Source organism: Massilia sp. CT11-137, from assembly GCF_047302885.1.
Lineage (GTDB): Bacteria > Pseudomonadota > Gammaproteobacteria > Burkholderiales > Burkholderiaceae_D > Telluria > Telluria orientalis.
Genome location: NZ_JBKYMP010000001.1, coordinates 808,940 through 834,795 on the forward strand (window position 1 = coordinate 808,940; position 25,856 = coordinate 834,795).

A 25,856-nucleotide genomic window follows, 5' to 3' on the forward strand; every position below is an offset into this window, starting at 1 on the left:
CATGATCCAGTACCTGGTCGTCGCAGTCATCGTCGCCGTCGCCGCGCTGTATGCGGCGGTCAAGTACCTGCCCAAGGCGTGGCGCGAAAAGCTCGTCTACAAGCTGTCGGGCGGCACCGGCAAGGGGCGTTTCGTGAAGTGGCTCGGCACGGATTCCAGCTGCGGCAGCGGGTGCGATACCTGCGGCACGTGCGAGACCGAGCCGCTGCCGGAGAAGGATGCAAAAGGGCGCAAGATCATCAAGATCCATTCGTAGGGTGGGCGGCCCTCCGCCCACGCGTTACGCCTACGATTCGCGCCAGCGCAGGTCCAGCATTTCCATCAACCGCTTCGCATCGAACGGCGCCCTGACCTTGATGTCGTTGTCGAAGTAGCAGTACACATCCCCATCCTGCGCCCAAGCGCGGATGCGCGCGGCCCAGCGTTCCAGCGATTCGTCCTCGTACCCGCTCGCATACAGTTCGTGCTCGCCGTGCAGGCGGATGTAGACGAAGTCCGCCGTCACGTCATCCACTTCCAGCCATTTGCCGGCCGTATCGGCCACCACCAGCGCCACGTTGTACTTGCGCAGCAGCGCGAGGAAGGCCGGGTCGCGGAAGCTCTCGTGCCGCACTTCGACGGCGTGGCGCAGCGGGCGCACGGCGTCGATGTCGAGCAGCGCGCGGCCAGCGAGCTTCTCGTCGTGGGCGCGCGCGATGGCAAGCGCATGGCCCGTGTCGTGCGGGAGCAGGGACAGGAAGTGTTCGACCTTGTCGGCATCGAAGCGCAGCTGCGGCGGGAACTGCCACAGGAACGGCCCGAGTTTTTCGCGCAGCGCGAACACGCCGGACGCGAGCACGTTGGCGAGCGGCGTCTCGATGCCGCGCAGCTTGAGCATGTGGGTGAGGAAGCGGTTGCCCTTCACGGCGAACATGAAGCCGGGCGGGGTCGCGTCGTACCACGCCGCATAGCTGGATGGGCGCTGCAGCGAGTAGAACGAGCCGTTAATCTCGATGGTGGGCAGGAAGCGCGACGCATATTCCAGCTCGCGCGCCTGCGCGAGGCCGGGCGGATAAAACACCCCGCGCCATGGTTCGTAACGCCAGCCCGAGATGCCGATGTAGATTGCGCCCATGCCCCCAGTCTAGGGCAAACCGCGGAAATCAGGCGCGCCGGCGGCGCCACAGTCCGATGCCGCTCAGGCCCGCCAGCAGCATCGCCCACGTGGGCGCTTCCGGCACGGCCGGCACCGATTCCGTGCCGGGCAGGGCGGCCGACATCGTGAATGTCGTGCCGTCCGTCCAGAGCAGGTGGTGTTCCGAACCGCCGTACGGGTTGAACTGGTAGTCGTAGACCATCTGCCCGGTCGTGACGAAGTGGCCGCCGCCGTTCAGGCCTTCCGGATCGCTGGAATATTCGCTGATGCCGAACGACAGGCCGCTCTCCGCGGAGAAGCGGAAGCTGTCGGCGTCGCAGTGGTAATAGGTATTGCTGCCCGCCGCGCAGGCCACGTAGTCCTTCGCGTCGACCAGCAGCGACGTCAGCTCGCCCCGTTCGAGGACACCGTCGCCGTTGGCGTCGACGCCGGTGAACGACCCGTCGATGCGCAGGTCGGGCAGGAAGGCGGCGGCTTCCTGGTCGTGGAAGCCGGTGTAGCTGAAGGCCCAGTGGGATGTCTGGGCGTGGGCGATTGTGCTGGCCAGCAGCAGGGCGCCGGCGGTGACGGGGAACTTCATGGGCAGGACCTCGGGAATCAACAAGCGCGACAGACGACAGCCTACCTTGCCGTCCACGAAAGTCCTATGGATTTAACATATGTGTCGCCGCTCAGCCACAGTGCATGAATTACTTCCCTGCCTGCACCACCGGCAGCTCGATCGCGCTCTCCAGCCCCGGCGCGTGATAGATGCGCTGCGTCGCCTTGCGATAATCGCCCGGCTTGGCGTAGAAGATGTTCGGCACGAACGTCTGCGGGTTGCGGTCGTACAGCGGGAACCAGCTGGACTGGATCTGCACCATGATGCGGTGGCCCGGCAGGAACACGTGGTCGACGTTCGGCAGCGCGAAGCGATAGCGCTCGGCCTTGTTCGCGGGGATCGCGGCCGGCTTGTCCAGGCCCTGGTAGTAGCGGCCGCGGAAGATGTCCATCGCGATCGGCAGCTGGTAGCCGCCCATCTCGGGCTGCGCCGCGACTTCGTCCGGGTACACGTCGATCAGCTTGACGACCCAGTCGCTGTCCGTGCCCGACGTCGACGCGTACAGGTCGACCATCGGCTGGCCGGCCAGCTGCAGCGGCGCGGTGAGCGGGGCGGTCGTGTAGGTCAGCACGTCCGGGCGGTCCGAATAGCTGCGCTGGTCCGTCACGAGCCACGGCTTCCACACGCTGGCGTCGGTCATGTGCACGGGACGGGGCACGAACGGCACCGGTTTCGCCGGGTCGGACACGTATTCGTCGAACGCGGCCGTCTTGTCGGCCTTGCCCTGCGCCTTCTCGAAGGCGAGGCCGAAGCCCGGCTTCAGGTACAGCGGCGTAGAGGCCGGCACGAGCGGCCACTGGTCGAGACGGCGCCAGCGATTGACGCCGGTCTGGTACGACCACACGGGCGGCGTGTCGAACGCGGGCGCGCCATCCTTCAGGTACTGGTTGAAGAACGGGAGCATGACTTCACGGCGGAATTCGCGCGCGGTGTCGCCCGTGAATTTCAGCGCGCCCAGCGTCGAGCCTTCGTAGTTGACGCCACTGTGGCGCCACGGGCCCACCACCAGCGAATTCAGTTTATCCTGCGGCTCGACGGCGGCATAGGTCGCATAGGCGCCGTAGATGTCTTCCTGGTCCCAGCGGCCGACGACGGTCATCGTCGGCACGGCCAGCGGACGCCTGGCGAGGATCTTGTCCAGTGCCTGCTCCTGCCAGTAGCTGTCGTAGGCCGGATGCTCGAACAGCTTCTTCGTGAAGTTCAGCTGGTCGACGCCGTAGAGGTGCGCGAAGTCGGACGTGGAGCCCGCGCGCAGCCAGGCGTCGTAGTCGTCGTTGATGCCGGTGACGATCTTCTCGCCTTCGCCGCGCGCCGCGTTCTGGCTGGCGATGTAGGCGAGGTTCGGGTTGCGGAACGCGCCGTTGTGGAACCAGTCGTCGCCGCGCCAGCCGTCGACCATGGGGCTCATCGGCACGGCGGCCTTCAGCGCGGGGTGCGGGTCGACGAGGGCCATCAGCACGGTAAAACCTTCGTAGGACGAGCCGACCATGCCGACCTTGCCGTTCGATTGCGGGATGTTCTTGATCAGCCAGTCGATCGTGTCGTAGGCATCGGTCGTGTGGTCGACTTGCGTGTTGTTCAGCGGGCCGCGCACCGGGCGCGTCATCACGTAGTCGCCTTCGGAACCGTACTTGCCGCGCACGTCCTGGAACACGCGGATATAGCCGTTCTCGATGAAGGCATCGTCGCCGTCGCCGAGAATCGACGTGATGTGCGGGCTCTTCATGCGGCCCGCGCGGCCCGACGCGTTGTACGGCGTGCGCGTCAGCATGATCGGCGCCTTGCCTTCCGCGATGCTCTTCGGGATCACGATCACGGTATGCAGCTTGACGCCGTCGCGCATCGGGATCATGACGTCCTGCTTGACGTAGTCGGCGTTCGGGACCGTCGTCTCGAATTTTCCGGCCGGGATATCCGGCGCCATCGGTGACGTCTGGGCGTGCGCGGCGCTGGCGAAGGCGGCGGCAAGCACGAGGGAAAGGACGGACAGGGACGGCAGGCGGTAACGCGGCATCGGATTGGTCTCCACGGGACGGTTGAGTGAGCAACCTTGGATAAAGATTGCAACAGAGCATGGTACCGAACCGTGGAAAAGTCTGCAAACGCGCCACCAAAACACCGGGGTCAGAGCCCTGTTTTTGGAAATTTCCCAAAAACGGGCTCTGACCCCGGTTTGAAGAAATGGCCGGTGGGAACCGGCCGGGAGGATCAGGCAGACAGGAGCTTGCGGCCTGCCGGTGCGGCGAGCGCGGGCGTGCTTGCGGCCAGCTTGAACGTGCTGACGACGGCATCCAGCTCGCGCGCCTGTTCCTGCAGCGCGGCCGCGGCGGCGGCGGCTTCTTCGACGAGGGCCGCGTTCTGCTGCGTCGCGTCGTCCATCTGCGCGATCGCCTGGTTGACCTGCGCGATGCCCGTACTCTGTTCCTGGCTGGACGCCGCGATGTCGCGCATCAGCACTTCCGCGCGGCGCACCGACGTGACGATCGCTTCCATCGCCTGGCCCGCGCCGTCCGCCAGCGCGCTGCCCGCGTCGACCTTGGCGACGGAGTCGAGGATCAGCTGGCGGATCTCTTTCGATGCCGCCGCCGAGCGCTGCGCCAGGGTGCGCACCTCGCCCGCGACGACGGCGAAGCCGCGGCCCTGTTCGCCCGCGCGCGCGGCTTCCACGGCTGCGTTCAGCGCGAGGATATTGGTCTGGAAGGCGATGCCGTCGATGACGCCGATGATCTCGGAAATCTTGCGCGAGCTTTGCGTGATGGCGCCCATCGTGCGCACGACTTCCGCCACGACGGCGCCGCCTTTCTCGGCCGACTGCGCCGTCTCGGACACGAGGCGGTTCGCTTCCATCGCATGCTCGGCGTTGTGGCGCACGGTGGTCGTCAATTCTTCCATCGCGGCCGCCGTCTCTTCGATGCTCGACGCCTGCGCTTCCGTGCGCGCCGACAGGTCCAGGTTGCCGCGTGCGATTTCCTCGGTCGCGCCGGCGATCACATGGCTGCTGTCGCGCACCTTGCCGATCGTGCCGCTCAGCGAGCCGACGAAGCGGTTGAACGCCTGCGCCAGCTTGCCGACTTCGTCCTCGCCGTCCGCCTGCAGACGGCGGCTCAGGTCACCTTCACCGTCGGCGATCTCGCCCAGCATGCCGGCCGCGCCCATCACCGGCGCCGAGATGGCGCCCGCGACGAACCAGATCGCGGCGAGACCGACGGCACCGCCGACGAGGGCCGCAACGATGGCGGACACCGCCGCCGTCTGTCCGATGTTGCCGAGCACTTCGGCCTCCGGCACCTCGGCCACGACGTACAGGTTCAGCTCCGGCACATACGACGAGGCGACGAACTGGCGGCCCGCCGGCGCGTCGTAGCGGCTCGACGCGAATGCCTGCTTGCCCAGCAGCGAACGTACGAGTGCGGGCGTGAAGCCGGGCTGCTTGTCGAGGGTGTGGTGGCCGTCGAGCAGGCTGCGGTCGCGGTGGACCAGCAGCGTGCCGTCGTTGCTCACCAGGTAGACGTAGCCGGATTTGCCGAGACGGTAGTTGCGGATGCTGTTCGCCAGCGCTTCGGCGGACAGGCCCAGGCCGGCGATCGCCAGCTTGCCGCCCGGCGTCTGCACGCGCGAGTCGATGAACAGCGTGTAGACGCCCGTGGTGCCATCCTTGTCGAGGTTGAGCGAATAGGACACACCGCTGTCGAGGAATTTCTTGAACCACGCATCCTTGTCCGACTTCTTGTCGATCGCGCGGTCGAACCCTTTTTCGGTGAAGTATTTCGACGTCGTGTCCGACACCCAGAACACGGAGGCCGCGTGGTTGGCCTCGAACAGGCGCTTGGACTGCGCGGTCCACGCGGCGAGGCCGTCGTCCGGATTGCCGGCGTCTTCCCACGCCTGCAGGAAGGTGTTGTTCGCCAGCGTCTGCGAGATCGCGGCGGGTTCCGCGATCTGGCGCTGGATGTCGTTGCGGATGGCGCTGACCTGGGCCGGCAATTCATTGTCGACGACGCGCTCGCGCATCTGCGCGCTCGTCATCGAAATGGACAAGGTGGAGGAAATGGCGATGAAGACGAGCAGGCACACGCCCATGCTGAGCACGAGCTTGCTGCGGATGCCGAGTTGACGAAAGTTCATGAGCGTGAATTGATTTGTGGAAAGTCACATGGAGTGTAATCAGGGAAGCGTTGGATGAAGCCCGTAATTCGTGAACTTCGTCAAATTTCATGCATTGACGCGGCATCGCTACAACGTTCTTTTATAGTCTTGCAAATGGTCTGGGAGCTGATCTTTCCAGACATATATGGGCTATCTTCCCTCGAGTATGTTGTCGGTTTGCTTCTTGTCGGCACGCAAGAATGCTAAGCTACCGCCTTTCCCATCCTGGTACACGCTGATGATCGTCGTCCATCACCTGAACAACTCGCGCTCCCAGCGCATCCTGTGGCTGCTGGAAGAACTGGGCCTGGACTACGAGATCAGGAAATACCAGCGCGATCCGAAGACGATGCTGGCGCCGCCCGAGCTGCGCGCCGTGCACCCGCTCGGCAAGTCGCCCGTGATCCAGGACGGCGACACGATCGTGGCCGAATCGGGCGCGATCGTCGAATACCTCGTCGACCGCTACGCCCCCGCATTGGCACCGCAGCCCGGCACGCCCGAGCGGCTGCGCTACACGTACTTCCTGCACTACGCGGAAGGCTCGGCGATGCCGCCGCTGCTGTTGAAACTCGTGTTCGACGAAGTGGAGAAGAGCCCGGCGCCGTTCTTCGTGCGCCCGATCGCCAAGGCCATCTCGAACAAGGTCAAGAGCAGCTACGTGCTGCCGCAGATCCGCCAGCACCTGGCGTACCTGGAGGGAGAATTAAGCAAGCGCACGTGGTTCGCGGGCGACGGGTTTTCCGCCGCCGACATCCAGATCAGCTTTCCGCTGGAAGCCGCAGCCGCGCGCGGAGGATTGGATGCACAATATCCGAACCTCGTCGCCTTCCTCGACAAGATCCACGCGCGCCCGGCCTACAAGCGCGCGCTCGAACGCGGCGGGCAATACGACTTTGTAAAGTAAGAGATACATGGCGAAGCTGCTGGCCATCGACGGCCTGAACATCGTGCGGCGCGTGTACGAGGCGAGTCCCGAGCCGGACTCCGACCTCAAGGCGAGCATCGCCCTGCGCCACGCGTTCTCGTCGTTCCGCAACCTGCTGGAAGCGCACGCGCCCACGCACGTGCTGGCCGCGTTCGACTACGGCGGCGCCACATGGCGGCACGCGCTGTATCCGCGCTACCGGGAAGGTCGGGCGCCCATGCCGGGCGTGCTGCGCGAGGCGCTGCCGGCATTCCACGACCGCCTGCGCAGTGTCGGGCTGCACGTGCTGATACTGCCCGAGGTCGAGGCCGACGACGTGATCGGCACGGGCGTGATGCGCTGGCTGGCGGAAGGGCGCGGCGACGCCGTCGTCGCCACCACCGACAAGGACCTGCACCCGCTGATCGCACACGGCGCGCTCGTGTGGGATCATTTCAAGGGCGAGTGGCACGACGACGCCTGGGTGCGCAACAAGTTCGGCGTCGCGCCCGAGCGCCTGCACGACCTGCTGGCGCTGATGGGCGACCCGACCGACGGCGTGCCGGGCGTGTCGAAGATCGGCATGAAGACGGCGGCGCGGCTGCTGAATGCGTACGGCGACCTGGACGCCGTCATGGCCGGCGCCGGCATCCTCAAGACGCCGCTGGGCGAACGCCTGCGCGCGGAGCGCGAGATCCTCGAGGTGTCGCGCAAGCTGGTACAACTGAAGACCGACGTGCGGCTGGGCGTCACGTGGAACATGCTGGCCTACGAGTCAGGCTGAAGAAAGGAAATCGATGCTCAAGGCGATCATCGTCGACGGCAGCGCGGTGGCGCGCGGCCTCCTCAACACGGTGCTGACGGATGGCGGCTACGACGTGGCCGGCCAGGCCCATACGGCGGCGGCCGGGTTCGCGCTCGCGCTCAAGCACCAGCCGCACATCTTCTGCATCGCGCGCGACCAGTTCGAGGATGGCCGGGACGCCGTCGACCAGCTGCGCGCGCAACTGCCCAAGACGCTGATCTTCATGGTCTCCGGCTCGCTCGACGCACCCGCCATCCAGGCCGCGGTCGCGGCCGGCGTGCACGGCTTCATCGTCAAGCCGTTCAAGGCCGACACGGTGCTGCGCACGATCCGCAATACCGTCATCTCCATCGTCAAGAAGCACCGCGGGCCTTGACCTTCAGGTGCGGCGCCGCAGCTCCTCCGCGGCGCTGGCCGCCGGTTCCTGCAATGCCCTGACTGCGCGCGCGCGCAGGCGGCGCGGCTCGCGGTCCAGCTCGCACAGCGTGCCGAGCGCATGGCCGCCCGCATCGGCCAGCGGCACGCCGGCGTAGAAGCGCACGTGCAGCTCACGGCATTCTCCTTGCATGTGTGTCACTCATCAATAAAATTGACGGATTTGATTTGTTGCTTTCCCGTGTATTCGGCAAGTATTTGATTATATGACTGAATTATTTGTTGACCGTAGGGAATTTGCCGATCAGAATCCAATGAATTAGTCAAATCCGTCAAATCACTGAAGGCAACCATGCCCCTGACCCCACCTCCGCCCGCGTGGCGAAGCCGCCCGTCTCGATGTGTTGCGCAAGCTGAACCTGCTCGACACGCCCCCGAGCGAGGCCTTCGACCGCATCACCCGCATGGCCGCCCAGTTGTTCGGGCTGCCCATCGCGGCCGTGTCGCTGACGGACAGCAACCGCCAGTGGTTCAAGTCGCGCGTGGGCGTCGAGCGCGACTCGATCCCGCGCATGAAGGCGCCGTGCGGGCAGGTGGCCGACGAGCGCGCGCTGCTGGTCATCGAGGACCTGCAGCTGGAAGCGTGCTATCACGACAGCGTGCTGACCGCGTCGGGCGTGCGTTTCTACGCGGGCGCGCCGCTCGTCACGCGCGACGGCTGGTGCCTGGGCGCGATGTGCGTGCTGGGCCCGAGCCCGCGCACGATCACGGACGCCGAGCGCGTGGCGCTGATCGACCTCGCGGCGATGGTGATGGAACAGATCGAGCTGCAGCATGCGCTGGGCCGCGTCGACGCCGTCAGCGGCCTGCCGAACCGCACGCAGTTCCTCGACGATTTCAAGGACCTCAACATGGACAGCCCGCGTGGCGAACACCGTCTCGCCGCGCTCGTGAACCTGGCGAGCCCGGAGCAGCTGGGCAACGCGATGCGCGCGATGGGGGCGTCCTACCAGGACGAGATCGTCGGCGAGGCCGTGCGCATGCTGGACTCGACGATCGGAAAAACGGGTACCGTGTACCACATCGGCGCGACGGAATTCGCCTTCGTCGCGCCGGCCGGCACCGAGCTGGATGGGTTCTGCGCGGACCTGGAAGATTGGCTGCGCCAGCGCGCGCAATCGGTGACGTCGCGCTTCGTGACGACGGCGACGGTGGGCATCGTGCCGTTCCAGATCGGCCCCACCGCGTGCGCGGACCTGCTGCGCAACCTGCACTCGGCGGCGCACCACGCGTTCGAGATGGACCGCGGCGTGTCCGTGTTCTCGCGGGAGCAGGACGCCGTGTACCGGCGCCGCTTCTGGCTCATCAACGAATTCGGCGCGGCGCTCGAGAACAGCGGCCAGCTGCGGCTCGTGTACCAGCCCAAGGTCGACCTGGACAGCGGTGCGTGCATCGGCGCGGAAGCGCTGCTGCGCTGGACGCATCCGACGTTCGGCGACGTGTCGCCGGCCGAGTTCATTCCCATCGTCGAGCAGACGTCGATGGTGCGCGCGACCACGCGCTGGGTCGTGGAGACGGCGCTGCGCCAGCTGGCGGCGTGGTGGGAAGCGGGTATCGAACTGCAGGTGGCCGTCAACGTGTCGGCCGTGAACCTGCTGGAGCCGGACTTCTGCGAGCGCATCGTCGACGGCCTGCGCCGCCACGGCCTGCCGGCATCGAGCCTCGCGCTGGAGATCACGGAGAGTGCGCTGATGAAGAACCCGCGGCTGGCCGAGGCCACCCTGCAGGCGCTGGATGCGGCCGGCGTGCGGCTCGCGATCGACGATTTCGGCACGGGCTACAGCAGCCTGGCCTATCTGCAAAGCCTGCCGGCGCAGGTGGTCAAGATCGACCAGTCGTTCGTGCGCGGTATCGAACGGGACGAGCGCAAGCGCTCACTGGTGGCGGCGATGATCAAGCTGTCGCACGACCTGGGGCACCGCGTGGTGGCGGAAGGCGTGGAGACGGCGGATGTCGTGGATGTGCTGAAGGAGGTGGATTGCGACGAAGCGCAGGGCTATCTGTATGCGCGGCCGCTGGCGCCGCAGGCGTTTGTGCAGTGGGTTGAGCGACGGGGGCAAGCTAACGCAATGCCAGCTTAAACCAACGTCGTCCCCGCGCAGGCGGGGACCCAATTTTGCATGCGTTTCGATACGCTTAAAACTTGGCCCCCCGCCTTCGCGGGGGCGACGGCATTTTTACGCCGCGTCCTTCGCAGCGGCCAGCAACCCCATCTCTTCCGACCCGAGCAGCTTGTCGATATCGAGCAGGATGAGCATGCGCTCGTCGACGGTGCCCAGCCCGCGCAGGTATTCGCCCGACACGGTGGCGCCCAGGTCCGGGGCCGGCTTGATCTGGTCCGGCGTCAGCGTGACGACGTCCGAGACGCTGTCCACCACCATGCCGATCGTGTGCTTGTTGATGTTCAGGACGATCACGACGGTGAACGCGTCATAGGTCGGCGCGCCCACGTTGAACTTGATGCGCATGTCGACGATCGGCACGATGCTGCCGCGCAGGTTGACGACGCCCTTCAGGTATTCGGGCGCGTTGGCGATGCGCGTGACGGCGTCGTAGCCGCGGATTTCCTGGACCTTCAGGATGCTGATGGCGTATTCCTCGCCGCCCAGGCGGAACGACAGCACTTCGGTCGCGTTGTTGATGTCTTCAGCCATGATATCTCTCGTTAATTTCCATGTGGCAATATAACGAGAGATTACGACATTTTTGTGTCAGATACGATGGACAAATGACAATCGCGCACAAAAATGCCGCAACTGCGGGATGAACGCAACAATCAGACGGCGCTCGCCGTATCGATGATGCCGCCGCCCAGGCAGACGTCGCCGTCGTACAGCACGGCCGACTGGCCCGGCGTCACGGCCCATTGCGGGTCGGTGAAGTCGAGCGCGAAGCGATCGAGGCCTTCCGGCGTCACCGTGCACGGCACGTCGGTCTGGCGGTAGCGCGTCTTGGCCGACAGTGGACGGGGCTCCGGAGGTTCGCCCGCGATCCAGCTGGCCTGGCCCGCGCCGAGACGCTCCGACAGCAGCCACGGGTGATCGTGGCCCTGCACGATGTACAGCGTGTTGGTGGCGATGTCCTTGCGCGCCACGAACCACGGCTCGCTCGTGCCGTCCGCATTCTTGTGCGACTTCAGGCCGCCGATGCCGATGCCCTTGCGCTGGCCCAGCGTGTAGAACGACAGGCCCACGTGCTCGCCCACGGTCTGGCCGTTATCGAGTTTCATCGGGCCCGGCTTGTGCTGCAGGTAGCGCCCGAGGAATTCGCGGAACGGGCGCTCGCCGATGAAGCAGATGCCGGTCGAATCCTTTTTCGCCGCGTTCGGCAGGTTCAGCTTTTCCGCGATCTTGCGCACTTCCGTCTTGGCGATCTCGCCCAGCGGGAACAGCGATTTCGACAACTGCGCCTGGTTCAGGCGGTGCAGGAAGTAGCTCTGGTCCTTGGTCGAATCGAGCGCTTTCAACAGCTCGAACTTGCCGGTCGAGACGTTCTGGCGCACGCGCGCATAGTGCCCGGTCGCGATCAAATCGGCGCCCAGCTTCATCGCGTGGTCGAGGAAGGCCTTGAACTTGATCTCGGCGTTGCACAGCACGTCCGGGTTCGGCGTGCGGCCGGCCTGGTACTCGCGCAGGAATTCCGCGAACACGCGGTCCTTGTATTCGGCGGCGAAATTGACCGCCTCGATGTCCACGCCGACGACGTCGGCCACGCTGGCCGCGTCGATCCAGTCCTGGCGCGTGGAACAGTATTCGGAATCGTCGTCGTCTTCCCAGTTCTTCATGAACAGGCCGACGACTTCATAGCCCTGTTCCTTCAACATCCAGGCCGCGACCGAGGAGTCGACGCCGCCCGACATCCCGATCACGACTTTCTTTTTGTGCATAGCTTCAGGTTACGTCCGGTTTGATGGTTAGCCCGCTGTTATACACCGAGTGGTCCGTGTACAGCAGGTCCAGCGGGGTGCGCTTGCCCGCCAGGTAATCGTCCACGCAGCGCAGTACGATGGGGCTGCGGTGGCGCTCCTGGCACGCGGCCAGTTCGTCGCGCGTGAGCCACAGCGTGCGCAGGATGCCGTGGTCCAGTGCCTGGTCGTACTGCCTGCCGGCCTTGCCGCAGAACGTGAAGCGCAAATACGTCACGTCGTGCCCGCGCGATTTCGAGTGGTAACGCGACAGATACATGCCGACGAGGGCTTCCGGGATGAACTCGTGCGCCGTCTCTTCCATCGCCTCGCGGATCACCGCCTGTTCAAGCGATTCGTGGGGGTCGAGGTGGCCGGCGGGCTGGTTCAGGCGGATGCCGTCGCTGGTTTCTTCTTCGATCAACAGAAAGCGGCCATCGCGCTCGATGATCGCGGCGACGGTGACTGACGGTCTGAAGGTATGGGTCATGCGCGTCCTTGTAGTGAGCCGACATTCTACCTTGATGGAACGTGCGTTGCTCGGGCGCACGCTGCGCCGCAACAGTTCGAGTCAAGGAAACTTATTGATATACGACAAAACGAGGCGAGATTTGTCTAGGTTGCAATGGTATGCGCTATGAAAATCGCTTATCTGTTTCTGAAAAACCACTATCTGTATTGATCGGGTGTATTACATGCTAGATTGTAGACAGTTAATTAACTACACGGAGGCATCATGAGAATTGGTGTGCCGGCCGAATCGAGGCCGGGCGAAACGCGTGTCGCAGCAACTCCCGAAACCGTCAAGAAGCTGGCCGCCCAGCACGAAGTCATCGTGCAGTCGGGCGCCGGCCTTCACGCTGCCGCGATCGACGATGCCTATGTCGCCGCCGGCGCCCGCATCGGTACGGCGGAAGACGCCCTCGGGGCCGACCTCGTCCTCAAAGTGCGCAGCCCGGATGCCCAGGAACGCGCGCTGATGAAACCGGGCGCCGCCCTCGTCGGCATGCTGAACCCGTTCGATACCGACAACCTGGCCGCGCTGGCCCAGCAGCGCTTGACGGCGTTCGCGCTCGAAGCGGCGCCCCGGATCACGCGCGCCCAGTCGATGGACGTGCTGTCGTCGCAGGCCAACATCGCCGGCTACAAGGCGGTGATGATGGCCGCCAACGCGTACCAGCGCTTCATGCCGATGCTCATGACTGCCGCCGGCACCGTGAAGGCGGCGCGCGTGCTGATCATGGGCGTGGGCGTCGCCGGCCTGCAGGCCATCGCGACCGCGAAGCGCCTGGGCGCCGTCATCGAGGCGTCCGACGTGCGTCCGCCCGTGAAGGAGCAGGTGGAATCGCTGGGCGCCAAGTTCATCGACGTCCCGTTCCTCACGGACGAGGAACGCGAGATCGCGAAAGGTGTCGGTGGCTATGCGCGCCCGATGCCGGCCGACTGGATGCGCCGCCAGGCGGAACTCGTGCACGAGCGCGCGAAGCTGGCGGACATCGTCATCACGACTGCGCTGATCCCGGGCCGCAAGGCGCCCGTGCTCATCGCGGAAGAGACGGTGCGCGCGATGAAACCGGGCTCCGTGATCGTCGACATGGCCATCGAACAGGGCGGCAACTGCCCGCTGACGGAACTCGGCAAGACGGTCGTCAAGCACGGCGTGACGATCATCGGCGAGCCGAACCTGCCGGCGCTGGTCGCGGCCGACGCGTCGGCCCTGTACGCGCGCAACGTGCTGGACTTCCTGAAGCTCGTGATCGACAAGGACGGGAAGCTCGTCATCGACCGCGAGGACGAGATCGTGCGCGCGGTGCTGGTCGCCATCGATGGCGACGTGTTACGCAAATAGAAGGGGGAGACGCCATGGAAATCAGCCATACCATCATCAACCTGATCATCTTCGTGCTGGCGATCTACGTCGGCTACCACGTCGTGTGGACCGTCACGCCCGCGCTGCACACGCCGCTGATGGCGGTGACGAACGCCGTATCGGCCATCATCATCGTCGGCGCCATGCTGGCGGCCGGCCTGACGGAAGGCCTGACGGGGCAAGTCGCCGGCACCATCGCCGTCGCGCTGGCCGCCGTGAACGTGTTCGGCGGCTTCCTCGTCACCCAGCGCATGCTGGAGATGTTCAAGAAGAAGGAACCGAAAGCGAAGGGGCTGCCTGCCGCGAAGGATGCCGCCGGCGCCGTCCATGCCAAGGAGGCCGCATGAACATGATCAGCATGAACGTCGTGACGCTCTTGTACCTCGTGGCGTCCGTGTGCTTCATCCAGGCCTTGAAGGGTTTGTCCTCGCCGTCGACCGCGCGCATGGGCAACGCGTTCGGCATGACGGGCATGGGCATCGCCGTCATCACGACCATCGCCCTGATGTTCAAGCTGAAGGAGCAGATGCAGACGGGCGGCATGGGCTTCGGCCTCGTGCTGCTGGGCGTCGTGGTCGGCGGCGCGATCGGTGCCGTGGCCGCGAAGCGCGTCGAGATGACCAAGATGCCGGAGCTGGTCGCCGCGATGCACTCGCTGATCGGCCTTGCCGCGGTGTGCATCGCCATCGCGGCCGTGTCGGAGCCGTGGGCTTTCAACATCGCCGCGCGCGGCGAAGGGCTCCCGTTCGGCAACCGGTTGGAACTCTTCATCGGCACGTTCGTCGGCGCCGTCACGTTCTCCGGTTCCGTGATCGCGTTCGGCAAGCTGGCCGGTAAATACAAATTCCGGCTGTTCCAGGGCGCGCCCGTGCGCTACCCGGGCCAGCACATGATCAACCTGGTCGTCGCCCTCGCCATCGTCGGCCTGGGCCTCGCGTTCTGCTTTTCGGACGGCGCCGCACCGGCATGGACGCCTTACATCGTGATGGCCGTGCTGTCGTTCATCCTGGGCGTGCTGATCATCATCCCGATCGGCGGCGCGGACATGCCCGTCGTCGTGTCGATGCTGAACTCGTACTCCGGCTGGGCGGCGGCCGGCATCGGCTTCTCGCTGAACAACTCGATGCTGATCATCGCGGGCTCGCTGGTGGGCTCGTCGGGCGCGATCCTGTCGTACATCATGTGCAAGGCGATGAACCGCTCGTTCTTCAACGTGATCCTGGGCGGCTTCGGCGGCGAGGCGGCTGCCAGCGACAGCGGCGGCGCGAAGGAACAGCGCCCCGTCAAATCGGGCTCGCCGGAAGACGCGGCGTTCATCCTGCAGAACGCGGAATCCGTCATCATCGTGCCGGGCTACGGCCTCGCCGTGGCGCGCGCCCAGCACACGGTGAAGGAACTGGTCGACAAGCTGACGGAACACGGCGTGCAGGTGCGCTACGCGATCCACCCGGTGGCGGGCCGCATGCCGGGCCACATGAACGTGCTGCTGGCCGAAGCGGAAGTCCCGTACGACCAGGTCGCGGAGATGGAAGACATCAACGGCGAATTCGGCCAGACGGACGTGGTGCTCGTGCTGGGTGCGAACGACGTCGTGAACCCGGCCGCGAAGGACCCGAAATCGCCGATCGCGGGGATGCCGATCCTCGAGGCCTACAAGGCCAAGAGCATCATCGTCAACAAGCGGTCGATGGCGTCCGGGTATGCGGGGCTGGACAACGATCTGTTCTACCAGCCGAACACGATGATGGTGTTCGGCGATGCGAAGAAGGTGATCGAGTCGATGGTGAAAGCCGTCGAGTAGGGTGGGCACCCTGTGCCCACGCGTGACGCATGCGTCCAAGTCGGCCGTCGCGTGGGCTCGGGGAGCCCACCCTACCGCCGCCCGAACATCATCAGTTCGGCCAGCAGCATCCGCGCTGGTTTGACGGTATCTAAAGCGGCCAATGCGAGCCCGAACAGCGGCTGCAGCGGCCCCGTGTTCGCGAACACGCGCGCCATCGCATCCGTCGTGCGGATGATGGCGCCGCGGTCGCGCGCACGTTCCTCGGCGAAGCGGAACAACGCGTCCGCGATGCCTCCGTCGTGCTCGATCCCGTGCGCCAGGGATCGAGCCAATAAGCGCGCGAGCACGGCCGCATCGCGCAGGCCGAGATTCAGTCCCTGGCCCGCGACCGGATGCAGCGTTTGCGCCGCGTTGCCGATCGCGACCGTGCGCGCCGAGAAGCGCGGATCCGCATTCAGCCCGAGCGGAAACGCCGCCCGTTCCGATGCGCGCGTAAAGGTGCCGAGACGTTCGCCGAACGCGTCGCCCAGCTGGCGCAGGAATTCAGGCTCGCCCAGGTCCAGCAACTGCTGCGCGCGTTGCGGCCGCACGCACCACACGAGCGCATATTGGTGGCCATCGGGGCCGTCCTGCGGCAGCAGCGCGAGCGGTCCTTCGTCCGTGAAGCGCTCGAAGGCGCGGTGCGGTATGCCCTGGCTGCACGACACGCGCGCGATGACCGCGGTCTGCACGTAGTCGCGCCGCCGGGTGCGTTCCGCCTGTTCGCCGAACACGCCGCCTTCGGCCTGCACGGCCACCTGCGCTTGGAGCTTGCGGCCATCGTCCAGGTCGAGCACGACGCCGTCGCGGTCTTCGACGAGCGCCGTCACGCGCACGGGGCGCAAGGTCTGCACGCCCGCGCGGTCGCAGGCGCGCACCAGCGCGTCGACGACGTCGCCGTAGCGCGCCACATAGCCCAGCGCGTCGACATCGTGTTCGGCGCGGTCCATCATGCTGCGGCCCAGGTGGCCGCGGCGCGACACGTGGATCTGGTGGATCGGCGTCGCGTGCGGCTGCACGTTGGCCCACGCGCCCACGTCGACGAGCAGCTGGCGGCTGCCCCACGACAGCGCGATCGAGCGCGGATCGGAGATCGCCTGGCCCAACGCCTTCGCATCGACGAGCGCGATGCGCTTCGGGTCGACCCCGCGGCGCGCCATCAATGCGGCCAGCGCGAGGCCGACCGGGCCGGCGCCGCAGATCGCGACATCGACGGACAGCGTGTCTTCAGCCATGCGTGGTCCCCACGATCGCTTCGATCTCGGCCACCGTCTTCGGCGCGGACGCCGTCAGCAAACGATAGCCGTCCCTGGTCACGACGACGTCGTCCTCGATGCGGATGCCGATGTGCCAGAAGCGTTCCGGCACGCCGTCGGCCGGGCGCACGTAGATGCCCGGTTCCACCGTCACGACCATGCCTTCCTGCAGCGGCCGCGAGGGCTTGTCGGCCTGCGTCACGTCGCGGTAGGCGCCCACGTCGTGCACGTCCATGCCGAGCCAGTGGCCCGTGCCGTGCATGTAGAACGGGACGTGGGCCTTGTCGGCAATGGCGTCGTCGACGGTGGCGTATTTCGTCTTGTCGATGAGGCCCAGGTCCAGCATGCCCTGCGCGAGCACGCGCAGCGCCGCTTCGTGGAAGGCGCCGTACGGCCGGCCCGGCGCGATGGCCTTGAACGCCGCGTCCTGCGCCGCCAGTACGAGCTCGTAGAGTGTCCTCTGGGCGTCCGTGAAGCGGCCATTCACCGGGAACGTGCGGGTGATGTCGGATGCGTAGCCATCCAGCTCGCAGCCGGCGTCGATCAGCACGAGATCGCCGTCCTGCATCTGCCGGTCATTGACGTTGTAATGCAGGATGCAGGCGTTCGGACCGGATGCCACGATGGGCGTGTAGGCCGGGAACTGGGCGCCCTGCTTGCGGAAGGCGTACAGCAGTTCCGCTTCCAGTTCGTATTCGAACATGCCGGGCTGCGCCGCGCGCATCGCGCGCGCGTGCGCGCCGCCCGAGATCTCTCCGGCGCGCAGCATCAGCGCCTGTTCGTCGGCGTCCTTGATCAACCGCATTTCGTCCAGCAGCGGCAGCAGGTTGACGACCGTGTCGGGCGCCGTCGTGCCGGTGCGGCCTTGCGCGCGCACGGCCTTGATCCAGCCGGCCACCTGCGCATCGAGCGCCGCGTTCGACGCCACCGCGTAGTACAGCGCGGGCGCGTTGGCGAGGATGCGCGCCATGTGCGTATCGAGTTCGCCGATGGGATAGGCGTCGTCGAAACCGAACGCCGTGCGCGCCGCTTCCGGGCCGTGGCGGTAGCCGTCCCAGATCTCGCGTTCGACGTTCTTCTCGCGGCAGAACAGGATGGCGCGGGCCGGCTTGTCGCCGTGCGCGGCGACGAGTACCAGCACGCTTTCCGGCTCCGCGAAGCCGGTCAGGTAGTAGAACGAACTGTCGTGGCGGTAGGGATAGTCGCTGTCGCCGTTGCGCAGGACTTCCGGCGCGGTGGGCAGCACGGCCACGCTGCCGGGCTGCATCTGCGCGGCCAGGCGCGCTCGCCGTTTCCCGTACTGTGCCGCGTAATCCATCATGCCCCGGCCTTCGCCACGGAGCCCGGTGGCGCGTTGAGTTCTTCGAGCTGGCGCACGGTGCCCACGTTGACCCATTGGCCATCGTAGATCTCGCCGCCCACGCGACCCTGGTCAATGAACTTGCGCATCAGCGGGCCGAATTTCAGGAACTCGCCCGCCTTGATCCCGTCAAACATTTCAGGACGATAGACGCCGATGCCGGCGAAATTCCACTTCGGGTTGCCGTCGTTGGACAAGGTGTACATCGTGAGGCCGAAGTCGCCGTCCGGGTTGTGCCACGGGTTCGGCGTCAGGTACAGCCAGGCGATGTCGCGCTTCTCGGTCGGAATGAGCTGGCCGACGGCGTCGTGGTCCTTCAGCACGTCCAGGACTTGCTCGAAGTCGAAGTAGGGCGCGTAGATGTCGCCGGAGACGGCCAGGAACGGTTCGTCGCCGAGCAGGTGCAGGGCGTTGGCGATGCCGCCGGCCGTTTCCAGCGGCGTCGGCTCGTGCGAGTAGACGATGCGCGCGCCGTAGCGGCTGCCGTCACCCAGTTCTTCCTCGATCATGTGGCCGAGGTGGGAATGGTTGATGACGATGTCCTTGATGCCGGCGCGCACGAGGTTCAGCACGTGCCAGGTGATGAGGGGACGGCCCCGCACCTTGAGCAGGGGCTTGGGGCAGGTGTCGGTCAGCGGACGCATCCGCTCGCCGCGGCCCGCGGCGAAGATCATGGCTTTCATCGGCTTGTCTTCAGAAGGTGTAGCCGACCTGCGGCGCCTTGTCCTCGAGCGCGTCGAGCAGGCGCAGGAGCGGCTTGAGTTCGGTGTAGCGGTTGGCGGTCTTGCGCACGTAATCGATTACCGTGGGCAGGTCGCCCAGGTAGTGGGATTTGCCGTCGCGGTAGTTCAGGCGGCAGAAGATGCCGAGGATTTTCAGGTGGCGCTGCAGGGCCATGTATTCGAAGTCGCGGTAGAACGCGTCGATGTCCGGATTGACGGGCAGGCCGACCTGCTTCGCGCTTTGCCAGTAACGCACGACCCAGTCCAGCACGAATTCCTCGTCCCACTGGATGTAGGCGTCGCGCAGCAGCGAGGCCAGGTCGTAGGTGACGGGGCCGTAGACGGCGTCCTGGAAATCCAGCACGCCCGGGTTGCCCTGGTCGAGGAACATCAGGTTGCGCGAATGGAAATCGCGGTGCATGTAGACCTGCTGTTGCGCCAGCACGTTCGCCGTGATCGCCTCGAACACTTTATCCAGCTGGGCGCGCTGGACGTCGTTCAGCCTGGCGCCCAGGTGGCGTTCGATGAACCACTCGGGGAACAGGTTCAGCTCGCGCAGGACGAACGCGCGGTCGAATTCCGGCAGCACGCCGGCCTGGCTGGTCATCTGGAACTTGATCAGGGCGTCGATGGCGTCCGAATACATGAACGGCGCGTTGTCGACGTCCAGGCGCTGCAAATAGGTCGTCGTGCCGAGGTCGGACAGCAGCAGGAAGCCGGCTTCCACACTGCGGGCCACGATGGCGGGCACGGTGACGCCGGCGTCGCGCAGCAGGCCGTCGACGTGGATGAACGCGGGCACGTTTTCGCGCTCCGGCGGGGCGTCCATGGCGATGAGCGTATCACCCAGCTTGTCGCGTAGCGCCGGCACAACATCGAGACGGAAGTAGCGGCGGAAACTCGCGTCGGCCGCCGCGGGGCGCAGGCTGGCGACGTCGACCAGGTCGAGCGGGACGAGCCATTCGGTCAGCTGGGCGAGGCGGGCATCCTTGTCGGAGGCGGAGGGAGCGTGTTGAGGCGAAGAAGACATGAAGCGTCCCGGTGAACGGGTTCGTGACTGGTTGGTAAGTTTGCCCATGCGCGGGCAGGGCGGTTCGGGTGTAATGATACGTCATTTGCACCCGCATCGGACCATCCGGGGCTAAGGAGGGAAAGATCCCATTGTTAAAATTGTATCTATCGGTAAAAATCATTTCCCTTTGAAAATCAAAGGGTTATGGTCCACCGTCGCGCTTCCAAAGTATTACCGTTGGGCCGACTAACGCGACCGTGCCGCACGAATTCCCCTATAATAAGGGATTCAATCCAAACAATCGCCCTCCATGGTGCAACGCGATCTTTCATGAGCTGGATGACGGCCCTACCATTCCCGCGGCGGCGAACTGCCGCCGCTGTGTCCGCCCTCGTGGCCGTGGCCGCGGGACCGCTGTATGCGCAAACGGCGACACCGGCTGCCCCCCGCACCGACGAGCAGGGTCTGCCGATCACGATGCGCGCCGAGTCGTTCAGCGGCCGCCCGGACCGCATCCTGAACATGGAGCGCAACGTCGAGATCACGCGCGGCGCCACCGGCGTCACGGCGGACACGGCGTGCTACCGCCGCGTCGAGGACGAGGTCACGGCCGAGGGTCACATCACGATGTGGCGCTTCGGCGACCGCTACAAGGGCGACGCCCTGCAGCTGAACCTGGAAACGGGTAAAGGCTGGGTGCTGCATCCCGAATACCGGCTGGTGATGAACAATGCGCAGGGCAAGGCGCAGCGCATCAACTTCCTGGGCGAGGACCAGGCCGTCGTCGTCGACGGCACGTACAGCACGTGCGAAGGCCCCGATCCGGACTGGTATCTTAAATCCAGCACGCTGCGCCTGGACCAGGGCCGCGACGTCGGCACGGCCGGCAAGACGATCATCTATTTCAAGGACGTGCCCATCATCGGCACGCCCGCGCTGTCGTTCTCGCTGTCGGGCGCGCGCCGCTCCGGCTGGCTGCCGCCGACGATCGGCGTCGGCTCCAAGGGTTCGGCCGAGCTGATGGTGCCGTATTACGTCAACATCGCGCCCAACCGCGACCTGACGCTGTTCCCGCGCTACATCTTCGCGCGCGGCCTGCAACTGGGCGCGACGGGGCGCTACATGGGCGAGACCGACCGCGGTCCGTACCACGGCGAGACGCACGTCGAATACCTCGCGAACGACCGCCTGGCGCACCGCAATCGCTGGTGGGTCGACACGCTGCACAACCAGTACCTGGACTCCAACTGGACGTTCGGCTGGAACGCGCACGCGGCGTCCGACAACGAATACCCGTCCGACTTCTCGCGCACCGTGGCCGCCAGCGCCGAGCGCCAGCTGCTGCGCGAACTGCGCACGGACTACTACGGCCAGTACTGGAACCTGACGGCGCGCGTGCAGAGCTACCAGGTGCTGCAGGACCCGGGCGCCGTCGCGAATCCGGACCTGACCGTGGCCACGCCGTACAACCGCCTGCCGACGATTAACTTCCACGCCGGCCGCTACGACGTGCTGGGCGGATTCGACTGGGCGGTGGACGCGGAGGCGACGCGCTTCACGCACCCGGACGACAAGCAGGTGCAGGGCGACCGCGCCAACATGGTGGCGCAGGTAAGCTATCCGTGGGTGCATCCGGGCTGGTTCGTCACGCCCAAGCTGATGCTGCACGCGACGCAGTACAACCTGACGCACAACGCAGTCGGCGCGGACGACAAGATCTCGCGCGTGCTGCCCACGTTCTCGCTGGACAGCGGCCTCGTATTCGAGCGCAAGACGTCGCTGTTCGGGCCGGACGGCACGCAGACGCTGGAGCCGCGCCTGTTCTACGTGCGCACGCCGTACAAGAACCAGGACGACATCCCCAACTTCGACACGGGCGTCGCCGGTTTCAACTACGCCCAGCTGTTCACGGAAAACCGCTTCGTCGGCGCCGACAAGGTGTCGGATGCGAATCAGCTGACGGCGGCGATCGTGTCGCGCTTCATCGAGTCCAACGGCGCCGAGCGCCTGCGCCTCGCGGTCGGCAGCCGCTATTACTTCAGCGATCCGCGCGTGCGCCTGAATTCGAACGAGCAAAGCAACCAGACCCGCTCGGACGCGCTGGTCGCGGCGTCGGGCCGCATTTCGGAATCGTGGACCTTCGACAGCGGCGTACAATACGATGCACAGGCGCGCAGCCTGTACAGCTCGAATGTCGGGGTGCAGTGGCAGCCGGCCCCGATGAAGGTGTTGAACCTCGAATACCGCTACCAGCGCGACACCTTCGGCATCGCCAACGGCTTCCGCAACGCCGACGTCTCGGGCCAGTGGCCGCTGTCGCAGCGGTGGTATGGTGTGACCCGGGTCAGCTACTCGGTGCGCGACCGCAAGCTGCTCGAGAGCCTCGTCGGGCTCGAGTACAAGGCGGATTGCTGGGTGTTCCGCATGGGCGCACAGCGCTTCGTGACCGCCGCGCAGAACGTCTCGACGACGAGCTTCTTCCAGCTCGAACTGAACGGCCTGTCGCACCTGGGCTTCGGTAATCCGCTGGAGACTTTCAACAAGAGCATTCCCGGCTACACCCGGCTGAACACCAACGTCGGCCGCCCCTGACCGGGCCATGGACAACTAGATACCTGAAATGAGTGCTTTCCTGAATATGCGTACTACCCGTCTGTCTCCGCTCCGCCCGCACCAGATCAAGCTCGCGGCGGTGCTGCTGTGCGCCCTCGCCACGGGCGATGTCCTGGCCCAGGCCAAGCCTGCAGCTCCGGCTGCGGCCCCTTCCACCAAGCCGGGCTCCGGCTTCCTGCCGCCGGCGTCCAGCAACGCCCACGTCATCGATTCCGTGTACGTGATCGTCAACGACGAAGTCATCACCAAGCGCGAAGTCGACCAGCGCATGGCCGAGATCGCGCAGCGCCTGAAGGCGCAGGGCGCCCAGATGCCGGCCGAGGAAGACCTGCGCCGCCAGGTCGTCGAAGCCATGATCACCGAGCGCGCCCAGCTGCAGCTGGCCAAGGAAATGGGCGTGCGCGTCGACGACACGACGCTCGACCGCGCCATCGGCCGCATCGCCGAAAACCAGAAGATGACCGTGCAGGACATGCGCAACGCGATGGAGAAGGACGGCCTGCCGTTCTCCCAGTTCCGCGAGCAGATCCGCAACGAGATCATGATGCAGCGCCTGATCGAGCACGAAGTCGACAGCAAGATCCAGGTCACCGACGCCGAGATCGACACGTACATGGCCGCCGAGAAGGCCGCCGCCGCCGACCGCGTGGAGATGGACATCTCGCAGATCCTCGTGCGCATCCCGGAAAACGCGTCGCCCGAACAGATCGCCGCCCGCAAGGCGCGCGCCGACGAAGTGGCGCGCCAGCTGCGCACGGGCGCCGACTTCGCCAAGATGGCCGCGACGTATTCCGATTCGCCGGACGCGCTGAAAGGCGGCTCCGTCGGCTGGCGCGACCCGGACCGCCTGCCTCCGATCTTCGCGAGCGAGCTGCACAAGCTGAAGCCGGGCCAGGTGACGCCGGTGATCCGCACCAACGTCGGCTTCCACATCATCAAGCTCGTCAACCAGCGCAAGCTGGCGGATGCGCAGAAGGCCGACCAGGCCGTCGTGCAGCAGACGCACGCGCGCCACATCCTGCTGAAGATCACGCCGACGCAGAGCGAGGACGACGCCCGCAAGAAGCTCACCGAGATCAAGCAGAAGATCGACAGCAAGCAGGCGACCTTCGAAGACATGGCGCGCCAGTACTCGAACGACGGTTCGGCCTCGAAGGGCGGCGACCTGGGCTGGCTGTTCCCGGGCGACGCGATGCCGGAATTCGAGAACCCGATGAACGCGCTGAAGCCGGGTGAAGTGTCGGACGTCATCAAGACCCCGCTGGGCCTGCACCTGGTCCAGGTCATCGAGCGCAAGTCGGAAGACGTGTCGAAGGAGAAGGAACGCGCGGCCGCGCGCCAGGTCCTCACCGACCGCAAGCGCCAGGAAGCGCTGGAAGACTGGAGCCGCCAGGTCCGCGACCGCGCGTACGTCGAGTTCCGCGAGGACAAGTAATTGGCCTCGAGTCCACGTCCCACGCTGGCGATCACGGTCGGCGAGCCGGCCGGCATCGGTCCGGAGATCTCGATCCGGGCCGCGTGGGCGCTGCGCGCCGACGCGCGCTGCGTGCTCGTGGGCGATGCCGCCTTCCTGTCCCTCACGGCGAGCCTGATCGACCCAGGCATCCGCCTGTCCGCGATCTCCACGCTGGCGCTGCGCCACAGCGGCCTGCCGCACTTCGGCCCGGACATCATCCCCGTCGTCGACGTGCCGCTCGACGCGCACGTCGTCCCGGGCAAGCTGGACGCCGCCAACGGCCGCGCCGTGCTGGCCACGCTCGATCTCGCGATCGAGGGTACGCAGGCCGGCTGGTGGGACGCCATCGTCACGGCGCCGCTGCAGAAAAGCACCATCAACGATGCGGGCGTCGCGTTTTCCGGCCACACGGAATACCTGGCCGAGAAGACGGAGACGCCCAGGGTCGTCATGATGCTCGCGGGCTCGCCCGGAGGCGATCAGCCTTACCTGCGCGTGGCGCTGGCCACGACGCACCTCCCTTTGAAAGACGTGCCGGCGGCGCTCACGCGTGACACCCTCACGCAGGTGCTGGACATCCTGCACGCGGACCTCGTGCGCAAGTTCGGCATCGCGGCGCCACGCATCCTCGTGACGGGCCTGAACCCGCACGCGGGCGAAAACGGCTATCTGGGCCGCGAAGAGATAGCCGTGATCACGCCCGTGCTGGAAGACGCCCGCACGCGCGGCATCGACGCGCGCGGCCCGTATCCGGCCGACACGCTGTTCCAGCCGAAGTACCTGCGGGACGCCGACGCGGTACTGGCGATGTACCACGACCAGGGCCTGCCCGTGCTCAAGTACGCGACGTTCGGCCGCGGCGTCAACATCACCCTCGGCCTGCCGCTGATCCGCACGTCCGTCGACCACGGCACGGCGCTCGACCTGGCCGCCAAAGGCCTCGGCGAGGCCGATTGCGGCAGCATGGAAGAGGCGATCCGCGTCGCCGTTTCGATGGTGCGCGCGCAACAGCAACAACCCGCATAAGACCATGAAACATGTAGCCCGCAAGCGCTTCGGCCAGAACTTTCTGACCGACGACCACGTCCTTCACGACATCATCGAAGGCATCAACCCCCGCCGCGGCGACGCCATGGTCGAAATCGGCCCGGGCCTGGCCGCGATGACGGCGCTGCTGCTCAAGGAGCTCGACCACATGCACGTGGTCGAACTGGACCGCGACCTCGTCGCGCGCCTGGAAAAAGCGTATCCGCGCGAGCGGCTGACCATTCACTCGGGCGACGCGCTGAAATTCGATTTCGGCAGCATCCCCGTCCCGGAAGGGAAGAAGCTGCGCGTGGTGGGCAACCTGCCGTACAACATCTCCAGCCCCCTGTTGTTCCACCTGGCCGATTTCGCCCACCTCGTCGAGGACCAGCACTTCATGCTGCAGAAGGAAGTCGTCGAGCGCATGGTGGCGGAGCCGGGCACGAAAGCCTACAGCCGCCTGTCCGTGATGCTGCAGTGGCGCTACGACATGGCCATGCTGTTCGTCGTGCCGCCGACGGCATTCGATCCGCCGCCGCAAGTGGATTCCGCCATCGTGCGCATGGTGCCGACGAAGCGCCAGCTGCCGGCCGACGCGGACACGCTGAGTGCCGTCGTGCAGAAGGCGTTCTCGCAGCGCCGCAAGGTGATCCGCAACTGCGTGGCCGGCATGTTCACCGAACAGCAGCTCGTCGACGCCGGCATCGATCCGGGCGCGCGTCCGGAGGCCGTGGGGCTCGAGCAGTACGTGGCGCTCGCCAACATCCTCAAGCCGCAGGCCTGACG

Annotated in this window: 24 protein-coding genes; 12 read left to right on the forward strand and 12 right to left on the reverse strand. The window is 66.0% G+C overall.

Annotated elements, in window-relative coordinates; translation table 11 throughout:
- The first annotated feature begins 1 nt into the window (after position 1).
- Positions 2-256 (forward strand): DUF6587 family protein, encoded by a 255-nt coding sequence (locus ACEN98_RS03645; RefSeq protein ID WP_413381475.1) that lies wholly within the window; start codon positions 2-4, stop codon positions 254-256.
- A gap of 30 nt (positions 257-286) precedes the next feature.
- On the opposite strand, the gene ACEN98_RS03650 is transcribed toward ACEN98_RS03645, so the two are convergent.
- The 4 genes from ACEN98_RS03650 to ACEN98_RS03665 all read right to left on the reverse strand — a co-directional run bounded on the left by ACEN98_RS03650 (position 287) and on the right by ACEN98_RS03665 (position 5,861).
- Positions 287-1,114, reverse strand: a complete 828-nt coding sequence (locus ACEN98_RS03650) for a DUF72 domain-containing protein (RefSeq protein ID WP_413381477.1) — start codon at positions 1,112-1,114, stop codon at positions 287-289.
- 28 nt (positions 1,115-1,142) lie between these two features.
- The gene (locus ACEN98_RS03655; protein ID WP_413381479.1) at positions 1,143-1,715 is read right to left on the reverse strand and encodes a PEP-CTERM sorting domain-containing protein; all 573 of its coding nucleotides are present in this window, start codon (positions 1,713-1,715) and stop codon (positions 1,143-1,145) included.
- 109 nt (positions 1,716-1,824) lie between these two features.
- Positions 1,825-3,750, reverse strand: coding sequence for a CocE/NonD family hydrolase (locus ACEN98_RS03660; RefSeq protein WP_413381481.1), 1,926 nt, complete (start codon positions 3,748-3,750; stop codon positions 1,825-1,827).
- A gap of 194 nt (positions 3,751-3,944) precedes the next feature.
- Complete coding sequence (locus ACEN98_RS03665; RefSeq protein WP_413381483.1) at positions 3,945-5,861, reverse strand: methyl-accepting chemotaxis protein; 1,917 nt, start codon at positions 5,859-5,861, stop codon at positions 3,945-3,947.
- Positions 5,862-6,120: 259 nt separating this feature from the next.
- On the opposite strand from ACEN98_RS03665, the gene ACEN98_RS03670 reads away from it, so the two are divergent.
- Genes ACEN98_RS03670 through ACEN98_RS03680 form a run of 3 tightly spaced genes read left to right on the forward strand, consistent with a single transcriptional unit; the run spans position 6,121 to position 7,970 of the window.
- Positions 6,121-6,789: a glutathione S-transferase family protein gene (locus ACEN98_RS03670; RefSeq protein WP_413381485.1), complete on the forward strand. Its 669-nt coding sequence runs from the start codon at positions 6,121-6,123 to the stop codon at positions 6,787-6,789.
- 7 nt (positions 6,790-6,796) lie between these two features.
- Positions 6,797-7,573, forward strand: a complete 777-nt coding sequence (locus tag ACEN98_RS03675; RefSeq protein ID WP_413381487.1) for a 5'-3' exonuclease — start codon at positions 6,797-6,799, stop codon at positions 7,571-7,573.
- 13 nt (positions 7,574-7,586) lie between these two features.
- The gene (locus ACEN98_RS03680; RefSeq protein WP_413381489.1) at positions 7,587-7,970 is read left to right on the forward strand and encodes a response regulator; all 384 of its coding nucleotides are present in this window, start codon (positions 7,587-7,589) and stop codon (positions 7,968-7,970) included.
- A gap of 3 nt (positions 7,971-7,973) precedes the next feature.
- On the opposite strand, the gene ACEN98_RS03685 is transcribed toward ACEN98_RS03680, so the two are convergent.
- Positions 7,974-8,162, reverse strand: a complete 189-nt coding sequence (locus ACEN98_RS03685) for a hypothetical protein (protein WP_413381491.1) — start codon at positions 8,160-8,162, stop codon at positions 7,974-7,976.
- Positions 8,163-8,370: 208 nt separating this feature from the next.
- Between ACEN98_RS03685 and ACEN98_RS03690 the strand changes: the two genes are divergently transcribed.
- The gene (locus ACEN98_RS03690; RefSeq protein WP_413381493.1) at positions 8,371-10,110 is read left to right on the forward strand and encodes a putative bifunctional diguanylate cyclase/phosphodiesterase; all 1,740 of its coding nucleotides are present in this window, start codon (positions 8,371-8,373) and stop codon (positions 10,108-10,110) included.
- Between the two features lie 96 nt (positions 10,111-10,206).
- Here ACEN98_RS03690 and ACEN98_RS03695 read toward each other — a convergent pair whose 3' ends face one another.
- From ACEN98_RS03695 to ACEN98_RS03705, 3 genes are all read right to left on the reverse strand, one after another.
- Positions 10,207-10,683, reverse strand: a complete 477-nt coding sequence (locus tag ACEN98_RS03695; RefSeq protein WP_413338047.1) for a chemotaxis protein CheW — start codon at positions 10,681-10,683, stop codon at positions 10,207-10,209.
- A gap of 122 nt (positions 10,684-10,805) precedes the next feature.
- Complete coding sequence (gene mnmA / locus ACEN98_RS03700) at positions 10,806-11,915, reverse strand: tRNA 2-thiouridine(34) synthase MnmA (RefSeq protein ID WP_413381495.1); 1,110 nt, start codon at positions 11,913-11,915, stop codon at positions 10,806-10,808.
- Positions 11,916-11,919: 4 nt separating this feature from the next.
- On the reverse strand, positions 11,920-12,423 hold the full coding sequence (locus tag ACEN98_RS03705; protein WP_413338043.1) for an NUDIX hydrolase: 504 nt from the start codon (positions 12,421-12,423) through the stop codon (positions 11,920-11,922).
- A gap of 246 nt (positions 12,424-12,669) precedes the next feature.
- Here ACEN98_RS03705 and ACEN98_RS03710 point away from each other — a divergent pair, with 246 nt between their 5' ends.
- Genes ACEN98_RS03710 through ACEN98_RS03720 form a run of 3 tightly spaced genes read left to right on the forward strand, consistent with a single transcriptional unit; the run spans position 12,670 to position 15,604 of the window.
- Positions 12,670-13,782: a Re/Si-specific NAD(P)(+) transhydrogenase subunit alpha gene (locus ACEN98_RS03710; protein ID WP_413381497.1), complete on the forward strand. Its 1,113-nt coding sequence runs from the start codon at positions 12,670-12,672 to the stop codon at positions 13,780-13,782.
- 14 nt (positions 13,783-13,796) lie between these two features.
- Entirely contained in the window at positions 13,797-14,150 is a 354-nt protein-coding gene (locus ACEN98_RS03715; protein WP_413338040.1) for an NAD(P) transhydrogenase subunit alpha, read from the forward strand.
- Positions 14,147-15,604 carry an NAD(P)(+) transhydrogenase (Re/Si-specific) subunit beta gene (locus ACEN98_RS03720; RefSeq protein ID WP_413381499.1) on the forward strand — a complete coding sequence of 486 codons (1,458 nt, stop codon included), beginning with the start codon at positions 14,147-14,149 and terminating at the stop codon, positions 15,602-15,604. The genes ACEN98_RS03715 and ACEN98_RS03720 overlap by 4 nt, the downstream gene beginning before the upstream one ends.
- A 71-nt stretch (positions 15,605-15,675) precedes the next feature.
- Here ACEN98_RS03720 and ACEN98_RS03725 read toward each other — a convergent pair whose 3' ends face one another.
- Genes ACEN98_RS03725 through ACEN98_RS03740 form a run of 4 tightly spaced genes read right to left on the reverse strand, consistent with a single transcriptional unit; the run spans position 15,676 to position 19,993 of the window.
- Positions 15,676-16,860: an FAD-dependent monooxygenase gene (locus tag ACEN98_RS03725; RefSeq protein ID WP_413381501.1), complete on the reverse strand. Its 1,185-nt coding sequence runs from the start codon at positions 16,858-16,860 to the stop codon at positions 15,676-15,678.
- A complete protein-coding gene (gene pepP / locus ACEN98_RS03730) occupies positions 16,853-18,202 on the reverse strand; it encodes a Xaa-Pro aminopeptidase (RefSeq protein WP_413381503.1) in 1,350 nt (449 codons plus the stop codon). The genes ACEN98_RS03725 and pepP overlap by 8 nt, the downstream gene beginning before the upstream one ends.
- Entirely contained in the window at positions 18,199-18,924 is a 726-nt protein-coding gene (gene murU / locus ACEN98_RS03735; RefSeq protein ID WP_413381505.1) for an N-acetylmuramate alpha-1-phosphate uridylyltransferase MurU, read from the reverse strand. Before murU ends, pepP begins: the two co-directional genes overlap by 4 nt.
- A gap of 10 nt (positions 18,925-18,934) precedes the next feature.
- Positions 18,935-19,993 (reverse strand): aminoglycoside phosphotransferase family protein, encoded by a 1,059-nt coding sequence (locus tag ACEN98_RS03740; protein ID WP_413381507.1) that lies wholly within the window; start codon positions 19,991-19,993, stop codon positions 18,935-18,937.
- Between the two features lie 312 nt (positions 19,994-20,305).
- Between ACEN98_RS03740 and ACEN98_RS03745 the strand changes: the two genes are divergently transcribed.
- From ACEN98_RS03745 to rsmA, 4 genes are read left to right on the forward strand one after another with little or no spacing between them, the layout of a single operon-like run.
- Positions 20,306-22,567 carry an LPS-assembly protein LptD gene (locus ACEN98_RS03745; protein ID WP_413381509.1) on the forward strand — a complete coding sequence of 754 codons (2,262 nt, stop codon included), beginning with the start codon at positions 20,306-20,308 and terminating at the stop codon, positions 22,565-22,567.
- 46 nt (positions 22,568-22,613) lie between these two features.
- Positions 22,614-24,023: a peptidylprolyl isomerase gene (locus ACEN98_RS03750; protein ID WP_413381511.1), complete on the forward strand. Its 1,410-nt coding sequence runs from the start codon at positions 22,614-22,616 to the stop codon at positions 24,021-24,023.
- A complete protein-coding gene (gene pdxA, locus ACEN98_RS03755) occupies positions 24,024-25,070 on the forward strand; it encodes a 4-hydroxythreonine-4-phosphate dehydrogenase PdxA (RefSeq protein ID WP_413381513.1) in 1,047 nt (348 codons plus the stop codon).
- Positions 25,071-25,074: 4 nt separating this feature from the next.
- Positions 25,075-25,854, forward strand: coding sequence for a 16S rRNA (adenine(1518)-N(6)/adenine(1519)-N(6))-dimethyltransferase RsmA (rsmA, locus tag ACEN98_RS03760; RefSeq protein ID WP_413381515.1), 780 nt, complete (start codon positions 25,075-25,077; stop codon positions 25,852-25,854).
- The last annotated feature ends 2 nt before the right edge of the window (positions 25,855-25,856 follow it).

Coding starts and splice junctions, on each gene's coding strand:
- ACEN98_RS03645 (WP_413381475.1), top strand. CDS start 2: ATGATCCAGTACCTGGTCGTCGCAGTCATCGTCGCCGTCGCCGCGCTG.
- ACEN98_RS03650 (WP_413381477.1), bottom strand. CDS start 1,114: ATGGGCGCAATCTACATCGGCATCTCGGGCTGGCGTTACGAACCATGG.
- ACEN98_RS03655 (WP_413381479.1), bottom strand. CDS start 1,715: ATGAAGTTCCCCGTCACCGCCGGCGCCCTGCTGCTGGCCAGCACAATC.
- ACEN98_RS03660 (WP_413381481.1), bottom strand. CDS start 3,750: ATGCCGCGTTACCGCCTGCCGTCCCTGTCCGTCCTTTCCCTCGTGCTT.
- ACEN98_RS03665 (WP_413381483.1), bottom strand. CDS start 5,861: ATGAACTTTCGTCAACTCGGCATCCGCAGCAAGCTCGTGCTCAGCATG.
- ACEN98_RS03670 (WP_413381485.1), top strand. CDS start 6,121: ATGATCGTCGTCCATCACCTGAACAACTCGCGCTCCCAGCGCATCCTG.
- ACEN98_RS03675 (WP_413381487.1), top strand. CDS start 6,797: ATGGCGAAGCTGCTGGCCATCGACGGCCTGAACATCGTGCGGCGCGTG.
- ACEN98_RS03680 (WP_413381489.1), top strand. CDS start 7,587: ATGCTCAAGGCGATCATCGTCGACGGCAGCGCGGTGGCGCGCGGCCTC.
- ACEN98_RS03685 (WP_413381491.1), bottom strand. CDS start 8,162: ATGCAAGGAGAATGCCGTGAGCTGCACGTGCGCTTCTACGCCGGCGTG.
- ACEN98_RS03695 (WP_413338047.1), bottom strand. CDS start 10,683: ATGGCTGAAGACATCAACAACGCGACCGAAGTGCTGTCGTTCCGCCTG.
- mnmA (WP_413381495.1), bottom strand. CDS start 11,915: ATGCACAAAAAGAAAGTCGTGATCGGGATGTCGGGCGGCGTCGACTCC.
- ACEN98_RS03705 (WP_413338043.1), bottom strand. CDS start 12,423: ATGACCCATACCTTCAGACCGTCAGTCACCGTCGCCGCGATCATCGAG.
- ACEN98_RS03710 (WP_413381497.1), top strand. CDS start 12,670: ATGAGAATTGGTGTGCCGGCCGAATCGAGGCCGGGCGAAACGCGTGTC.
- ACEN98_RS03715 (WP_413338040.1), top strand. CDS start 13,797: ATGGAAATCAGCCATACCATCATCAACCTGATCATCTTCGTGCTGGCG.
- ACEN98_RS03720 (WP_413381499.1), top strand. CDS start 14,147: ATGAACATGATCAGCATGAACGTCGTGACGCTCTTGTACCTCGTGGCG.
- ACEN98_RS03725 (WP_413381501.1), bottom strand. CDS start 16,860: ATGGCTGAAGACACGCTGTCCGTCGATGTCGCGATCTGCGGCGCCGGC.
- pepP (WP_413381503.1), bottom strand. CDS start 18,202: ATGATGGATTACGCGGCACAGTACGGGAAACGGCGAGCGCGCCTGGCC.
- murU (WP_413381505.1), bottom strand. CDS start 18,924: ATGAAAGCCATGATCTTCGCCGCGGGCCGCGGCGAGCGGATGCGTCCG.
- ACEN98_RS03740 (WP_413381507.1), bottom strand. CDS start 19,993: ATGTCTTCTTCGCCTCAACACGCTCCCTCCGCCTCCGACAAGGATGCC.
- ACEN98_RS03745 (WP_413381509.1), top strand. CDS start 20,306: ATGAGCTGGATGACGGCCCTACCATTCCCGCGGCGGCGAACTGCCGCC.
- ACEN98_RS03750 (WP_413381511.1), top strand. CDS start 22,614: ATGCGTACTACCCGTCTGTCTCCGCTCCGCCCGCACCAGATCAAGCTC.
- rsmA (WP_413381515.1), top strand. CDS start 25,075: ATGAAACATGTAGCCCGCAAGCGCTTCGGCCAGAACTTTCTGACCGAC.